10 protein-coding genes are annotated in these 17,164 nt (G+C 31.3%); 3 read left to right on the forward strand and 7 right to left on the reverse strand.

The genetic code is table 11. The annotated features are described in order from the left end of the window. Positions 1–293 precede the first annotated feature (293 nt). Both M4I23_RS15720 and M4I23_RS15725 read left to right on the forward strand, forming a co-directional pair. A complete protein-coding gene (locus tag M4I23_RS15720; RefSeq protein WP_249755046.1) occupies positions 294–1,037 on the forward strand; it encodes a WecB/TagA/CpsF family glycosyltransferase in 744 nt (247 codons plus the stop codon). 512 nt (positions 1,038–1,549) lie between these two features. Further along, the gene (locus M4I23_RS15725) at positions 1,550–3,919 is read left to right on the forward strand and encodes a polysaccharide biosynthesis tyrosine autokinase (protein ID WP_249755047.1); all 2,370 of its coding nucleotides are present in this window, start codon (positions 1,550–1,552) and stop codon (positions 3,917–3,919) included. 528 nt (positions 3,920–4,447) lie between these two features. Here the strand turns inward: M4I23_RS15725 and M4I23_RS15730 are convergent. The 6 genes from M4I23_RS15730 to M4I23_RS15755 form a co-directional block, all read right to left on the reverse strand. Then, the gene (locus tag M4I23_RS15730) at positions 4,448–6,226 is read right to left on the reverse strand and encodes an Ig-like domain-containing protein (protein WP_249755048.1); all 1,779 of its coding nucleotides are present in this window, start codon (positions 6,224–6,226) and stop codon (positions 4,448–4,450) included. A 3-nt stretch (positions 6,227–6,229) separates the two neighbouring features. Beyond that, positions 6,230–6,655 carry a hypothetical protein gene (locus tag M4I23_RS15735; RefSeq protein ID WP_249755049.1) on the reverse strand — a complete coding sequence of 142 codons (426 nt, stop codon included), beginning with the start codon at positions 6,653–6,655 and terminating at the stop codon, positions 6,230–6,232. 456 nt (positions 6,656–7,111) lie between these two features. After that, the gene (locus M4I23_RS15740; RefSeq protein ID WP_249755050.1) at positions 7,112–7,720 is read right to left on the reverse strand and encodes a DUF2652 domain-containing protein; all 609 of its coding nucleotides are present in this window, start codon (positions 7,718–7,720) and stop codon (positions 7,112–7,114) included. Between the two features lie 231 nt (positions 7,721–7,951). Continuing rightward, positions 7,952–9,004 (reverse strand): sugar-transfer associated ATP-grasp domain-containing protein, encoded by a 1,053-nt coding sequence (locus M4I23_RS15745; RefSeq protein WP_249755051.1) that lies wholly within the window; start codon positions 9,002–9,004, stop codon positions 7,952–7,954. Between the two features lie 166 nt (positions 9,005–9,170). Then, positions 9,171–10,655, reverse strand: a complete 1,485-nt coding sequence (locus M4I23_RS15750; RefSeq protein ID WP_249755052.1) for a hypothetical protein — start codon at positions 10,653–10,655, stop codon at positions 9,171–9,173. A 659-nt stretch (positions 10,656–11,314) separates the two neighbouring features. Continuing rightward, the gene (locus M4I23_RS15755; protein WP_249755053.1) at positions 11,315–13,834 is read right to left on the reverse strand and encodes a cation-translocating P-type ATPase; all 2,520 of its coding nucleotides are present in this window, start codon (positions 13,832–13,834) and stop codon (positions 11,315–11,317) included. 549 nt (positions 13,835–14,383) lie between these two features. Here M4I23_RS15755 and M4I23_RS15760 point away from each other — a divergent pair. Next, positions 14,384–15,478, forward strand: coding sequence for a L,D-transpeptidase (locus M4I23_RS15760; RefSeq protein ID WP_249755054.1), 1,095 nt, complete (start codon positions 14,384–14,386; stop codon positions 15,476–15,478). Between the two features lie 31 nt (positions 15,479–15,509). Here M4I23_RS15760 and M4I23_RS15765 read toward each other — a convergent pair whose 3' ends face one another. After that, on the reverse strand, positions 15,510–17,159 hold the full coding sequence (locus M4I23_RS15765) for a SulP family inorganic anion transporter (RefSeq protein WP_249755055.1): 1,650 nt from the start codon (positions 17,157–17,159) through the stop codon (positions 15,510–15,512). Between the last annotated feature and the right edge of the window lie 5 nt (positions 17,160–17,164).

The raw sequence follows: 17,164 nt of genomic DNA on the forward strand, positions 1-17,164 counted from the left end.
TTCAAAATAAAAAACTCCTATAAATCAAATACTTATTATTTATACCGATTGATTAAAAAAGGTTTTTTCATGATTTTTTTAGTTGTGTAACAGCCACGCCGCGTATAATTTATTGCTGGTAATCGCCTATTCCGAAAGTCCTTTGAGACTTTCATAGTTCGTGTTTTTTTTACTGCATAACAACGTTACCTCTGTAATAATAAAGGTAAAATTCTATTATAATAACCTCCTATTACAGCCTTATAAAATACTATAATAAAATCTCAAAATCAATTAATAAAGTCCTTACACATATGAATTTAACAGATATCGTTAAAAACAAAATTTATAGCCAACCGCTTTCAGACATAAAAACGGATAGCAAATGTTTTATAAGTACTATAAATGCCTATTCCTTTTGTATGGCTAAAAAAGACCCACAGTTTGCAGAGATACTAAATACTAGTGATTTACTACTGCCTGACGGTACCAGCATTGTACTAGCCTCTAAATTATTAGGGGGTAAAAAAATTAAAAAAATTGCTGGTTGGGACATCCACCAATACTTGCTTTCTGAAGCCCATTTAAAAGGCTTAAAGGTATTTTATTTAGGAGCTTCTCAAAGCACCTTAAAATTGATTGAAAATAGAGTTACCCAAGAGTTTCCTTCCGTAAACGTAGCAAGTTATTCACCGCCTTATAAAGCAACATTTAGCAAGGAAGATAATAATGAAATGATCACTCAAGTCAATGCTTTTTCTCCAGACATTCTTTTTATAGGCATGACAGCTCCTAAACAAGAAAAATGGGGGCAAGAATTTAAAGATGCACTCCATACTAACGTAATATGCTCAATAGGTGCCGTATTCGATTTTTATGCCGGCACCGTAAACAGAGCCCCAAATTGGGTTCTTAATTTGGGTATGGAATGGTTCTATAGACTGGTAAAAGAACCCAAACGCATGTGGCGTAGATATTTAGTTGGGAATACAAAATTTGTATATTATGTATTTGTCGAAAAACTACAAGCGCTATTTAATGTATCAAAAAAACACTAAATACAAGATTTAATAAATAAAACTGTATTTTATATATTAGAACATATTAACTTGTTCTTGAGCAATTAAAAACTATATTTTGAGTTTTCATCGATGTTTTTTAATGTACAAAGAAAAAAAGAAAAAAAACGTAGTATTCACTTCTAAAAATACTATTATTGTAACCAAATAAGCATCTACAATTCTAAAAAAACTAAATTTTAGAGAGGACGTAGTTGTTCTGATTAAATAACCTGACAACGGTATAAACCTTATATATAAAAATAAATACTAAGTATTAACAAATGATCCACCATAAATATTAAGCCATTTTGTCTTTGATTATTTACAATACCTCGATTTCATGAAATTATTTAGGCAATATAAACTATGTCTCTTAAAAAATACATCTCTCAACTATGACAATTAATCGGATCCTACTTAATACACCAATATATAACCCGAATACAGGTATAATAGTTCCAGTTCTCTTACTTATTAATGTTTTGTCCCTAATCTTAATATAATATAATATGCAAAATAAAGAAAAATTTCAAGATTATATGTTTATCGACGACGACGAGGACATTAATATTCGTCAAAAAATCGAAAAATACTTAACCTATTGGAAGTGGTTTGTATTAGGGCTTTTTCTTGCCATAATGGGCGCTTACTTCTATTTGCGCTACACCCCAAACTCCTACGAGATTTCTACAACTATTTTGATTGATAATGAAGATGGTGGTGGATTACCTACAGAACTGGCTGCCTTTGAAGAATTAGGCCTAGGTGGAGGTAATTCTAAAAATATTGAGAATGAAATGGGTATTTTAACCTCTAGAAGTTTAATGACCCGCGTTGTGAACAAACTAGAGCTCAATATTAGCTATTTTAAAGAAGGAAATGTCATAGATCAAGAAATCTATAAGGAAGATCTTCCTTTTAAAACGGCTTTTTTTATTAAAGATTCTACATTTTTTGGGCGTAAAACATCTTTTACTGTTAAAATTCTTTCTGATACAAAATTTGAATTATCGCATGGTGCAGATACACCAACAGTAACCCATACATACGGTGAAAAAATTATGATCACCGATGGTGAACTGATTATTACACCAAAACAAATTACAGAAGCCGATATTAATACGGTTTATATTGTTAATACAGCTCCTATAAAAGATACCGCTAACGGCTATAGAGAAAGTATTGATGTGAGTTTATGGAATAAAAAAGCAAGTATTTTACAACTAACTTTAAGGAGCCCCGTAAAAATAAAAGCAGAACGTATTTTAGATGAATTAGTCCTACAATATAATAAGGATGCCATAGAATATAAAAGTTTGATAGGTAATAATACCAATACCTTTATTAACGAACGGTTAGAGCTTATAGAACGTGATTTAACACAGGTTGATAAAACCGCTGAAAACTTTAAAACAAGTAATAAACTAACGGACATTGCTACTGAAACTGGTATTGTTTTACAGACCAACTCTGAAGTAGGAAAACAAATTATTGATTTAAGAACCCAATTGAAACTGGTAGATTATGTGATGGAAAATATGAGCTCTGATTCTGATAATTTAATTCCAGAAAATTTAGGCCTTAATTCTAACCAGGTGAACTCCAGTACCACCCAGTACAACACCTTATTGCTAGAACGCAATAGACTCATGCAAAGTTCTGGAAAAAACAATCCCATCCTTCTAAATTTGAATGCACAATTAGCGCAATTGTATAATAGTATAAATCAAGGTTTAGTCAATTTAAAGCGAAGTTTAACGATTTCTTTAGGGCAAGCACAATCTCAGGAAAAACGTATTGATAGCAAAATAACCTCGGCACCGAAACAAGAACGTCAATTTAGAGACATACAGCGCCAACAGCAAATTGTTGAAACACTCTATTTATTCTTATTAAAAAAACGAGAAGAAAATTCAATTTCTCTAGCGGTAACTGTTCCAAACGCCAAGCTTATTGATTCGGCAGACGGTAGCTCTGATCCCGTAAGTCCTAACAAAAAAATGATTTATGCTATAGCATTGTTCTTAGGTTTGCTTATACCTTTTGTTATCATATCCATAGTATTTATGTTAGATACTAAAATACACAATCAAGAAGATGTAGAAAACAGCTTAAAAGCGCCTATTATAGGTAATATTCCAAAAACCTTAGAGAAAAATAAAATCCTTACAAAGTCTGATAGAGGAAATATTGCCGAAGCCTTTAGGATGTTAAGAACCAATATGAATTTTATGTTGGGTAATTTGAAAGACAACTCTAAAACCATATATATTACCTCTACTATTCCTGGTGAAGGAAAGACATTTGTAGCTATTAATTTAGCAACCGTTCTTGCGATGTCTAATAAAAAAGTACTCCTTATTGGTGCGGATATACGTAAACCAAAAGTGGCAGAATATTTAGATATGACAACCACAGATAAGGGGTTATCCGTTTTTATGGCAGATAACAGTATTGAAATAAAAGATATTATAGAGCCCGCTAAAAATGGCGCATTCGATCTTATTCAGTCTGGAATGGTACCTCCAAACCCTTCGGAACTTTTGATAAATGGAAGATTTGACGAGGCTTTAACTTTCGGAAAACTACACTATGATTATGTAATTGTTGATACGGCACCGGTAAACATGGTAACAGACACCTTACAAATTGCATCTAAAGCCGATTTGTTTATCTATATTGTTCGTGCTAATTATTTAGACAAAAACCTTTTAGATGTTCCTGAGAAATTATATATCGAAAAAAGAATTCCAAATATGTCTGTAGTAATAAACGGAACAGATGTTAAAAAAGGTTATGGCTATGGCTATGGCTATGGCTATGGAGAAGACGAAGTGAAGCAATCTTGGTTTAAAAGGTTAATTTCTAAAAAAAGTTAAAATCTATTTTCTAATAACTTACTCATTATCTATTTTTAAATTAACTTTTTCTTTACATAAGCCATAATTTTCACAAGGCTTTTTGGAAAGAAAAAGTTAATAAAATTCATTATACAACTCTAAAAAAAGGTATTCAATATAGCTGGATTTAATAATTTAATATATTTAGTTATGTACTTTTTAATTATCTCTATTAAATCTATTTTCAACACCATTACCAATAAAACTTTATATTTTAGGCAATAGCTAACTTAATTTAATAGGTTGTTTACTGTGATTTATAAATATGAGTAGAATAGAGCTTATATTTTTCTTATAGCAAATATTTTAAGACTGTTTGTTAACACATGTTTTATAAAGAATATCCTTAAAAACACTAACAGTTTAAACATAAATAGATTCTTTCAAAGAATATGATATGATAGATTTTCTTTATTAAAAAAAGCGTAATAAATAAATCATCTATTAAGTTAATATTTATTTTTTTATATAAAAAAAGCCTTGTAACATTTACAAGGCTTTAATTTTTTATTTAAAAAAATTATTTTCCTGCTCAAACCAAGCTCCTCCAATAATAAGATTTCCCCAAGCGCCATAATCTTCGGGCAAACCATAACCCTCAACAATTTGTTTTTTAGAAGGATAACCGACACTGCTATTAAATAAATAATAATTTTTTAAATCAACATCATTGTAATACAAATTAGCCATAGCGGCAAGAACAGAATTATGTCTTCTCCCCACAATTGACAAAGGTTCGTTATTGTAAAACCGTATATCATTCCAACCTCCGTTAGCTGAATTTCTTAAATATTTAGATTGTCCCATAATCAAAGTTTTAAGGCTTTTTTGAGTAATACCGTCCGTCGTACTACTTCCTGCATAGCCTAAAATTGTTAAGTTCGTTGACCCTTGGACTATGCCATCTGTTGTTTTATAATCATAAAGTTTATCTCCGGGAAAGTGATTTGCCATTGCGTCCAAATGTGCCATAGAAATTAATGTCGTCAAACTTACATTGGTATAATAAACACCGTATGAATTATCATAAACACTTTTGTTTCTTATCAACTCCCAAAAGGTTCCATCAGAAAACGTACCGTATTTAATAACATTTTTAAATAATTCTCTACAAAAATTTTCTATTTCAAGATCACTATTACTGACTGCCCATGATTCCAAATATATTAAAGCATCTAAAATTCTATTATTAAATATATCTTGTGCCCAAGCCATTGTATAATCCATGTTAGAATTTCCGTTAACATCTTTAATAGGATATGGATCGCCGTACTCATAAGGATATATGCCTTCGGGTTTAAATTTAGATATACCGCTTATATCCCATCCAACTCCCCAATATGTTTCCGTATAACTTCTAAACCATTTATACAAAATATTTTTATACGTTGCGAACCACTCATTGATTAATGCTTTTTCCTCATCGGTTAAAACATCTTGAACATGCTTAGTAAGCGTATATGAATCCTTCATTTTTTTAATAGAAGACGTTTGAATCATATATGAATTCATAGCACGCAGATCTGTCATACCACTAAAATAAGAAGTATTCAAATCATTAGCCCTAATAGTAGCTAATATTTCTGAAGCAACAGCATTAGCTACTTCTACATTATCCAGTGCATAAGCATAAAGTGCAGAATGAGATAAAATTTGTCTTTCTTTATAATACAAAGGAGATTCACCATAAGTAGGTCTATACTGTGTTGGGTCTTCTTTAAAAGAATCTAAATTATCTTTAATAACAATAAAATCATCTGTAAATCCAACACCAGTAATATAGCCATTAGTAAACCGATCTCTAAGCGTTTTTTTCGCCTCAGCAGTAAATAAATAATTTTTACTTTCAGCACTCACAATAACAGTAACATCCCCTGTGCCTGTAAATAATTCACCATTACCATCAAGCGCTTCAACAGTATAGGTAAAGGTATCACTAATTTCTGAACCGCTTATAGGAGCAACATACTCAATAGTATGATCTTCGTTTACTGTTATAGTTCCATTTGTTGGTTTGGATACATCAGAAATTCTAACTTCATGAAAATTAGGGATATTATCATTTATTAAAACATCAAAAACTTGTGTTTTACTGGATCTGACCGTAAAATTATCATCTCCAACATAATATGTATCAACGTCTTCATTACTACCAGCATCTTTGGTAACAGCGGCTTCCTCTACGAAAAGCTCTTCATTTTCAGTACTACAAGATAAGAGTATCGTTGATAATAGAATTCCTATTGGTAGCATACGTTTTGCGCGAGGTTTGTTTATTAATTTCATAGGTTAAGTGTTTTGGGAATTCAAGAATACTACTTTTATCACGAAAAACGCTATAACACAATATTTATTCGATGAAATACATTGTTTGTGCGAAATTAACCTAATATTTAATCGATTAAAGGTAGAAAATCGATTACGAAACTTAAAACTTAGTGTATATAGGTGTGCCATTGCTTCTACAAAAACGTATAACCATTGCCAAAAAAACGAACCTTTAAAATTAAAACCGAAATTAAACGCCACAATGTGACTAATAGCATCGCCTACAGTTTCTGAAACTCTTAACCCCACAGCATTGGGATAAATAACTTTATTTAAAAATGAGGGAAATATTTGCGAGTTAAACTCCGTATGTGTAAAACTCATAAGATCAGGGAATTCGCTAATATCTGGGTTACAAATTAATGTTGAAGCTGGGGTTAGTTCCATACTTTCAATTACTAAGATTAATTAGCAGTCTAAGAACTAAAAAATACGGTAAACTACCAAACGTTTGCTGTTATTAAATTGCGTTTTACTCAAAATATGGGCATATTTTTTTGAGATGCACTTTCCTTATAAATAGCTATTCACATTAAAAAACATTAAAACCTCAAATTCAAAAACCTTTTAGGGTACTAAACCCGTAATCTATAAAGGTATTTTAAAAATTTAATTAGAATGTGTAACTAAACGTCAATAATGGTGGTAATCATGATTTATGAAGTAGTAAATCGTGTAAATTCGAGAATTTCAATATTAACTGGGTTTTATAGATCTCATTTTCAGAAAAAGATTAATCAATCAAGAACAGAACATGTTTCAACTTGTTTTTGGCATATTTGATAACCTTAAGTAGATAAACCAATTACAATATTTTAAGAACCCATTTTTAATACTGGCTTTTTATTCTATCAAAGGTTCTAAATTAATATAATTATAACTAACATCGCCAATATGTTTGTAGGTAGTATCATTTTCATGCAATTGGCCCCAGCCAAAATTATGTTCTAAATCTTCCCCTTTATATTGCTCCAATATATTTCCAGAAAGTAAGATGTACTCATTAAAAGGAATTTTATTTTTTAACAAACGATGGGCTATAATAACATCTTCGCCCATAAGTTTTATATTTTTTCCTATTTGAACGGCACTAATTTTTTCTCCAAAATGCAAAATTATTTTTAAGCCTAAAACATCGGGAATATCAACACCTTTTGCGCGATACCCATATTTTTGATCCAACAGATTTAATTGCTTATAAAATTCGGTGTAAAATAATCTACATTGTTCTACCAAAGCTTTGAATGTGGGTAATCGTCCTGTTTTAAAAAATAAAATGGCATCACCTTCAATCTCCGAAACTTTTAATCCTATGTTATTGGAATAAATGACCTTATTTAAAAGTGCTGGTATTATTTGTGAGCTTAACTCAATATCGGTGGAACTCATAAACTCAGTGAATCCGCTAATATCCGGGATACAAATTAATGTTGGCGCTGGTGTTTGTTCCATGATTTTAAAAATTAGTTTAATTTAAAAGTATAAGAACTATAAAATATGAATGAAAAACAAATATTTCTTAATTATTAAACCACGTTTTACTTACAATTGATTCCATTTTTAACATGATGCTCTTTTACTTTATTATTTCTTCAAATTAAAAAATAGACCTCAACACTTTTATAAGTTCTTTATTCATAAAGATTATAACCTTAAATATATCTTTTTAAATGGCCTTATAATTTATTTCCAAAGACTCTCCCACCCTAAGCCTTTAAAACAAGGACCTTGCGTGAATTCTGCAAAACCAATACCTGTATGAAAACCATTCCATTCCATAACCTGAACGTTATCATTTTCATCTAGAATCAGATCCCAACCAATACATTTTACAAAAGGCATGGAACTCTGCAATTCAAGTGATTTTTTAATGATTTTATCAAAATTTGGAATTTTCTTGTTCCTGAATTCAAACCCTGTATCTGGATGAGTATCTAGCGTATACCAAGATTTAGAATAACCTAAATTATTCAATTCACCATTTTCCACATCAACAGGAATGGATATTTGTGAACTTGACATAACATGAGAGTCTCGATTTCTTCCAACTCTAAGATAAACAGCCCTTACTGATGCTTTGCCATCATTAGTCAATACAGTGAGTACACGAATAGTAGAAACCGAATTAGGCATTATTTGATTAAAAAATGAATGTTGTTTAATATACTTTTGAAAAACACCATCGCCCAAACGCTTCACTTGACTAAGATTAAAAGATTCCTGATCCACAACTATGACTCCCATACCTTGCGCAGAATTATTGATCTTAAAAACAACTTTATCCGTATCTTTAAATAAATATTGAGCAACATGAGTATCTTTAATACATTGATAATTTTCTGAATAAAACGTTCCATTTACAAAATGCCCCACATCTGGAAAATCGAAACTATTAAAGAGTTTTTTTGATAAAGGTTTCAAAAAAGAAGTTTTTCCTACCTCACCTTGAAGTTTAGGCACAATAACGCTTCCGAAATAATTTTCCGGAATCCATCCTTCTTTAAATTCGCCAACCATAGCACTATAAGCTTTAAGCCATGGCGCATAACCACTCCACCCTAATACATCTTTTGCATATTCATTAGACAGATTAATCAACTTGGGGTTAGTTCTACCTTTAATAGACTCAATAGTTTTAAGGGCATTTTTAGCCATAGTATGATGACTATGGTTATAATTATACTTTTTAATAAAATTTACAAATTGTTTGGAACTAGATATAAGTTTTGCTTTCATAGAAGTAACTGAAATATTTATATATGATCTTAAAAAAAATAAGCCAATTTACTCTCGAAATATTACCTGTAAATTTTATAAACAGACAACCTCTTAAAAGTAATTATCAAACCATTATGGAGAAAAACTCTTAATTAAATTTTTTTTCTCTAAACAAAACAAGTGCCTATTTATTATATTTTTCTAAACCTATTTTTACTAATACGCTTTTAATTTTTTGTTTTAATTTCACTTTGGAAGTCTCAGGATTTATAGGCTCCAGTAAGACTTCTGGCCAAAGCATCTTCATCGTATCCCTGTATAAAACATAATTTGGTTTTGACCGATACTTTGTATCTATATGAAGCATAAGATCTAACAATTCACGATTGTTAAAAGGTGTAAAGGTATCATGAACAATATCCCACTCTAACTGACTCTGCGTTTGCCAACTACCCGTACTCACTTCCCAATGAAATAAGTCTAGAATGTTATAACCTTTATTATTTTTTGATTGTTTAACTTCATCATACCACACCAACATACGTTCTTCGATAAAAGGAATCCCTTTCCATTTAGGGTAGGTATCAATGAAATCTTGACTAGAGTTAAATTTAGGATGAACCCCATTTTTATAAAAGAAACAACGCCCTGTTTCTGAGCAACTTCCTTTAACAGACATTGTATCCTTTGGTAAATTCTGAGAAATACCATAAGCAATAGTACCCCAATCATCGAGATGTGCCATATCTGAATTTTCTAAATACACTTTTTTGAATGAATCAGTAATAGGAATGCGGCAATCCATAACCTGATGAGGTATTTTAAGTTTGCTTGTTAAAGAAACAGGTATCCTTATATCATTGGAATTTTTATCGAGATTTCTATATTGCAACGTGTAAAACAACATGTGCTCTGCAGCATCTTTACTAGCGCTTAGTAATATTCGGCTATCATAACCACTTGTAAGACCTAAACCAAGATTATACTTTTTACTACCAGCTTCCATTGTAAGTTTTAAAAGCTCGGCAAATTTTTCTTTGGATTCTTCATAACCACCAATTTCTAAATTTTTAATTGGCCAATATCTTGTTTGCTCTAATGACTCACTTTTTAAATAATGATTCGCCACTAAATGGTATACATCTTTATATAATGAAGTACCACTAGGAAACCAGTGCTCCTTACTTCCTTTTACATAATCTGAATTATGGTAGCTCTTGTAACGCTCCCCTTCCACAATAAGGTCTTTGGTAACTAGTTTTAAAAGTAAAGGTTGTGAAGCCGCATAAAAGTCATTATTGTATTGCGTGTAAAAAAAAGACTTTAAACCACAGGCATCATTAAAAAAAGTAAAAGTATTGTTCTCCTCAATAATTAATACAAACCTACCAACTAACTCGTACAAAACCTCAGCAATACCTTGCTCATTATTTTGTTCCAATAGAGATTCTAAAATAGAAGTATTTGTTAGGTCTGATTTCCTTGGGTTCAATATATGCCCGAGCAACACTCCTTTTTTACCGTTAGTGGTAACTACAGTTTTTAAACAATCTGGATGCACATACAACTCATGCTCTCCTAATAATTCCTTATTCCAGCCCTCCAATTCAAAGCAAGACTTTGGTGATAGTAAAAATTGTCTTCTAAATTTTAATTTTTCTAAACTCATACTTTTAATCTCGCATATTTTGTTAAAATGATAACTTTAGCTTCCAGTCATTTAGTTTGTTACTCCATTTACCTTAAGGAAATATAACATACCGAAATAGGCCGACTTTTTTAGTTTCATTTATACCTTTTTAAAATATTTTTTTTAGCTCATTATAAATCAAAAAACGGATTGAGCTATGCTTTTTATAAATTATTTATTCAGGCAAACTTACATTATTTCTTCGATATGATTTGTATTTGATATTTGGATTCATCTGTACCTTAGTTGGTTTTCTTAAATCGAAGCTAAAATACGTTCTTAAATTATTATAAATATACTAATTGTTTAGTCTTTTTTTAGCTATCCCTATTTTTTTTTTAATAGTTCGTTTTAAACCATTTTTAAATTATATTAATACGCACTGTAATATCATTTTCATAGGTTTCGTATTGTTCGGTTTCGTGCATTCTAATACCATTGTTTTTCGGTTGAGTGTTTTCTGTTTTTTTATGGCTATAATTTCAACACAAACATATTAGTTAACAGGTAGCTTCAGTAAAAACCATAGTTTATTCACTTAAAAAAAGAAGCAACTAATAAAAAGACTCGCTAATACTAATTTTGTAAGATATAATTTTTAGGGTTACTATTTTGAATTCTAGTTTCAAAACAATCTCCTAAACTAGATTATTTGAAGACATATTATTTCTTCTCTTAAACCATTTTACCACTTCATACCAAATAACAGATAAAAAACCAATACCAATACTTGTAATTATGAGTGAAGTATTCAATATTTCGAATTGGAAGAATTTATTAAAGGGTTTAACAAACAATAACAATGCGCTAATAAAAACGGTAATACCAATGATTAAAGAAATTAATCTATTTTTATACTTGATGGTGGTAAAAACTGAATAATAAAAAGAACGGTTTACAAAGGTTAGAAATATATTGGCCGACATAAGAACCGTAAAGACCATCGTTCTTGTAATAGATTCGTTATAACCTTGCAACACTGCATATTGATAGGCCATAAGAACTCCTACAGTAATCATTAATCCCTGAATAACACTGGTTATTAACTCTTTCCCTTTAAAAAACTTAGTGGTAAAAGGACGAGGCTTTTGATACATAGTATTCTTTTCCATAGGCTCATTTTCATAAACAATAGAACAAGTAGGCCCCATTATTAATTCTAATAAAATAATATGCACAGGAGATAAAATGTTAGGATAAACCCAACCTAATACCAACGGAATGAATACCGTTAATATTATAGGTATATGGATGGATATAATATACTGAATGGCCTTTTTTAAATTACTATAAATTTTTCTGCCCATAGCCACAGCATCTACCATTTTAGACAAATCATCATCCACTAATATCAATGACGCAGAATCTTTTGCTATTTCAGTTCCTTTTTTCCCCATGGCAATCCCAATATGAGCACTTTTTAATGCAGGCCCATCATTTACGCCATCACCTACCATAGCAACCACTTCTCCATTTGCCTTTAATGCATTGATAATTTTTAATTTGGCATCTGGAAACATTCGTGTAAATATTTGAATTTCAGAAACTGTTTTTAACAATTCAGAATCGGGTATTTTCATTAACTCATCACCAGAAATACTGTATTCATAACCTCTAAAACCAATTTGCTTTGCAATTGCCATGGTGGTTGCAGAATTATCGCCTGTAATGATCTTTACATTAATTCCGGCAGTATTAAAATCTTCAAAAACAGATTGGATATTTTGCTTTGGAGGATCATAAAAAGCCACTAACCCTTTGAAGGCAAATTTGAAATCTTGTTGTTTAGAAGGGAAAACATCTCCATTAAAAGTAGTGTGACCTACTCCTAAAACGCGATATCCATCATTTGCGAGCAAGTTTATAGCTTCTTCTATTTCTTTTCTTTCTTTAGGTGTAAGAATTGATACGTTTAGCAAGGCTTCTGGCGCTCCTTTGGCGGCAATTATTCGATGGCCTGAATCGTCCTGAAAAATATGCGTCATCATTGGTGGTTTCCCATTCAAAGGATATTCGTGAAACATTTTATAGTTTGGTCTTTCATCTACCGTAAAAAGACGTTTATAACTTTCATGCAATGCTATTTCCATAGGATCGAAAGGAATAGGTTCGCTTGCCCACATAGCCATACGCACAAGTTCTTTTTCATTTTTATTTAGCGTTTCTTTAGTTGAAGTAATTTTTCTGCTTACTGCACAATAAAGCTTAGCAAGGCTCATTTTATTTTCTGTAATTGTTCCGGTTTTATCCGTACAGATCACCGTTGCACTTCCTAAAGTTTCAACCGTTTTCATCTCTTTTACAACAACTCCCATTTTCATAAGTCGCCAAGCACCCATAGCCATAAAGGTTGTAAAAGCAACGGGAATTTCCTCTGGTAAGATACTCATAGCAAGCGTTAATGCTTTCAGTAAACTATCTAGTAAATTATAAGACTTAAAATAATTAACACCCCAAACCAATATAAAAACGGCAATACCTGCGATAACCATTTTCTTTACAAAATTGTTAATTTGTAATTCTAACGGTGTTTTTTCTTCTAATACATCTTCAAGACTTTTACCTATTTCACCTAATTTGGTTGCATTACCAATATGGGTTACCGTTGCAATAGCCAATCCGCTAGCTATCATGGTGCCCATATATATTACATTACGTTCCGCTGTTTGATTTTTGTTGACCGAAAAAGATTCTCCTGTAAGTATAGATTCATTAACCGAAAAATCATTAGAATGAACAATAATACCATCTGCTGGAATTGTAGCACCTTCCTCAACCATCATACTATCTCCAATAACTAGTTCTTCACTATTTATTTCGATAACTTTACCTGCTCTAATAACCTTGCAATTAGGTTGTGTGTATATTTTTAATTTTTCTAAAGCATTTCGACTTCTAGAATCTTGGTACAAGGAAATTGTAGCAACCAATACAATGGCGACAGCTAAAAAAAGGCCGTCACCGAAATTTCCTGTTATAAAATATATTGTAGAAGTAACCAATAACAGTATAACCATTGGTTCTTTAATGATATTCTTAATGGCATAAATAAATCCGCTTTCTTTCTTAAAATTCAAGATGTTTTGCCCATACTTTTCACGTGCTTCAAGTACTTCACTATCTGTAAGACCTTTTATATTGTAGTTTTCAATGGCCATTTATATTTTTATTATTAATGAAAGAATGAAATTGAAACACTTTTTAGAAGAAGAAATATCCGAGAATTACAAATACCTCATTTTCAAATTGTAAAAAAGCAAATCCTTTTCCATAAAGCACTAATGTATTTCCGTTCTATCGTCCTGTGATAATATGGTTTCTTCACTATCCGATTAAATTCCAATATTTTTCATAGTCATGTTAGGATATAAAACCATGAAGAAATTATTCTTCTATCAAATATAGCATCCTCTTAAAAAAATGGCAATGATAATTATCAGGCAGTAAAGATGTTAGTTGAAGCTAACAGAGAAACGTATTTTACAACTCATGTTCTTATTAAATATAAATTATTGGAATATCCGCCATAGCTGTAAATAGTTTCTGCCGCTTTAAACTATTTAATTTTCTACTATTATCTAATTCATTAATATCAACTTACAGCTCACTATTTAAAAAAACAATATTTTACTAAATTCTGAAGTACTGATATCTATCATTTCGAAATACGCTTTATAAGTCTATTTTGGTAATTAAAATGGTTAATTATGATACAGATAAAAGACCCCACAAGTATTACTTTTTCTACGACTAAACAGAAGACCCAACTAAAAGCACTAGGGTTTCTATTCTGTATATCATTTATTTGTTTTACTGGTTGTGCCAATTTTAATAAAAAAAACACCGTATTAGATTCAAACACTACTAATAATCCACCCATAAAAAAAGAAAGCGTTCTAAAGAAACCGGTTATTAATAATAAAATTGTTGTAAATAAAGATGTCCCTATACGTGTATACTTTAAGTGGATGGACAGTCTGGTTACTGTTCTCAATCAAAAAAATAGTTATCCCATTGACGAGTATATTATTGTAAGGTTTAATCCTTGGATATTAGATACTTTGGCACATACCGATTATTATTACTTAAAAGAAAAAGGTGTTTTTAATGAAGATTCGCAGGCGCTATTTGCACTTGTAAAAGACCAAATAATTAGTATTCCAGATTCTCTACAAACTCAGAAAATAAAGGAACGAATGGCAAACACTTATATCGATGTTAATATACCCGAATTTAAACTTCGAATTATAGAAAACGGTAAAGTTAGCTATACGTTTCCTGTTAGAGTTGGCCAGAATAACAAACGGTATTTAGAAATGGCAAAACGCGAAGTTGATATGCGGACAAAACCTGGAATAGGAAAAATAGTAAGAGTTAACAAAACGCCTGTTTTTATCAACCCAAAAGACAACCATAAATATTACGCCACAAAACGAGATGATAATAAAGTCACCAAATTACCTGCAATACCTTGGATAGAGCCAGAAATTGATGGTCGTCGTTTTGGGCAACTTATTCATCCTACAACTAATATGGCTACTTTGGGTAAGGCATATTCTAACGGCTGTATTGGCTTAAGAGAATCTAATGCTTGGTTCGTGTATTATTATGCTCCGTTAGGCACAAAAGTATTTATTAGATACGAATTGCAAGGTAAAGATGATGAAGGTGAAAACATCCAGTTTGCAAATATCTACCCCGGTTTTGAGAATAAAACATATCGAAAAGAAGCTATTGAATCTGCATTTAAAGCTATTGACGGAAAACCGACAACAGCTTGTGATTGTAGAGTTTTGGAATGATAGAAGTCTTTTGCCGCAAATATCTAGGAGACTAATTATTTTCTTTAGCTATTTTAATGGCTGAATGAATCTCTTCAACTACAAAATCATTTTCTATAAATGAAAACACCTCATTTTTCTCAAAATCTTTTCTTAAGTCTTTTCCAATACCAGAAATAATAACTTTTATTTTCCTCGCCTTATAGGTTTTTATTATTTCTTTTATACTTTGATACCCTGTAGCATCAATTAATGGTACATACCGCATTCTAATTATAATAACTTTAGGCTGCAAATGTGTATTGGTAATGGTTTCCTGAAATTGTCTGGCCGCTCCAAAAAATAATGGCCCATTAATTTCATATAAAGTAACACCTTCAGGAAGATCCAATAATTCATCATCAAAAAGATGTTCACTTTTTCTGTTTTCAGATGAAAATCCCTGAATATCCATAGATTTACTCATTCTTTTCATAAACATAAAACTAGATAACACAATCCCAATTTCTATAGCAATTACCAAGTCGAAAACAACGGTAAGAAAAAAAGTGGTAAGTAAAATAATAATATCCATTCTATTGCCTTTTAGAATAGATCTGAATTGTTTCCATTCACTCATATGGTAAGCAACAACCATTAAAACACCGGCTAAACATGACATAGGTATTAATTTAGCATAGGGTCCGAATAAAAGCATAATGGCCAATAAAACCAAAGCGTGAACGATACCAGCAATGGGTGTTCGCCCTCCATTTTTTACATTAGTTGCTGTTCTTGCAATGGCTCCTGTTGCAGGAATACCTCCAAAAAGAGACGACATTATATTTGCTCCTCCCTGCGCTACCAATTCCATATTTGTACGATGTTTACCCCCAATCATTGAATCTGAAACCACGGCAGACAGGAGTGATTCTATACTTCCCAAAATAGCAATGGCAAATGCTGGCTGAATAAGTGCTTGAATGGTTTCGAAATTAACATTTGGAATATGTGGTAAGCCCAATTTATTTGAAATAGTTCCAAAATTACTTTCAATAGTATCCACAGGAATATCAAATATAACCACCACTATAGTAGATAATAATATAGCTATAATAGACCCTGGGATTTTTTTAAATAGCTTTTGAAAATAAATTGTAATAAATATTGTTACAACAGCAATACCAATAGCATACCAATTAATTTTGTAGAAATTATTAAAATACACCACCCATTTATCTATAAAATTAGCAGGAACTTTAGCAATATGAAGCCCAAAAAAGTCATTAATTTGAGAGGAGAAAATAACAAGTGCAATCCCACTTGTAAACCCCACAATAAGAGAGTAAGGAATGTATTTTAGCAAATTTCCAAGCCGAGCTAATCCAAAACCAATAATAATAAAACCGGCCATAAAAGTAGCAATGGTTAAGCCATCTGTACCATATTCTTGAACAATACCATAGACAATAACAATAAAAGCGCCAGTTGGCCCTCCAATTTGAACCCGGCTACCTCCAAAAGTAGAAATAACGATACCTGCAATAATGGCTGTTAAAATTCCCTTTTCGGGAGAAACACCAGAGGCAATAGCAAAAGCGATGGCCAATGGTAAAGCAACAATTCCTACAATTAATCCCGAAAGAATATCTTTAGTCAATGTTTCTTTTGATATCCCTTCTTTTAAAAGAGAAAATAATTTTGGTACAAATTCTTTGTTCATTAGTT

Origin of the sequence: Algibacter sp. L4_22 (assembly GCF_023473045.1) — a bacterium.
In the GTDB taxonomy this organism is placed as follows: domain Bacteria; phylum Bacteroidota; class Bacteroidia; order Flavobacteriales; family Flavobacteriaceae; genus Algibacter.

Bases quoted from the DNA above. Each gene is read 5' to 3' on its own strand.
- M4I23_RS15720 (WP_249755046.1), top strand. From the start codon at position 294: ATGAATTTAACAGATATCGTTAAAAACAAAATTTATAGCCAACCGCTT.
- M4I23_RS15725 (WP_249755047.1), top strand. From the start codon at position 1,550: ATGCAAAATAAAGAAAAATTTCAAGATTATATGTTTATCGACGACGAC.
- M4I23_RS15730 (WP_249755048.1), bottom strand. From the start codon at position 6,226: ATGAAATTAATAAACAAACCTCGCGCAAAACGTATGCTACCAATAGGA.
- M4I23_RS15735 (WP_249755049.1), bottom strand. From the start codon at position 6,655: ATGGAACTAACCCCAGCTTCAACATTAATTTGTAACCCAGATATTAGC.
- M4I23_RS15740 (WP_249755050.1), bottom strand. From the start codon at position 7,720: ATGGAACAAACACCAGCGCCAACATTAATTTGTATCCCGGATATTAGC.
- M4I23_RS15745 (WP_249755051.1), bottom strand. From the start codon at position 9,004: ATGAAAGCAAAACTTATATCTAGTTCCAAACAATTTGTAAATTTTATT.
- M4I23_RS15750 (WP_249755052.1), bottom strand. From the start codon at position 10,655: ATGAGTTTAGAAAAATTAAAATTTAGAAGACAATTTTTACTATCACCA.
- M4I23_RS15755 (WP_249755053.1), bottom strand. From the start codon at position 13,834: ATGGCCATTGAAAACTACAATATAAAAGGTCTTACAGATAGTGAAGTA.
- M4I23_RS15760 (WP_249755054.1), top strand. From the start codon at position 14,384: ATGATACAGATAAAAGACCCCACAAGTATTACTTTTTCTACGACTAAA.
- M4I23_RS15765 (WP_249755055.1), bottom strand. From the start codon at position 17,159: ATGAACAAAGAATTTGTACCAAAATTATTTTCTCTTTTAAAAGAAGGG.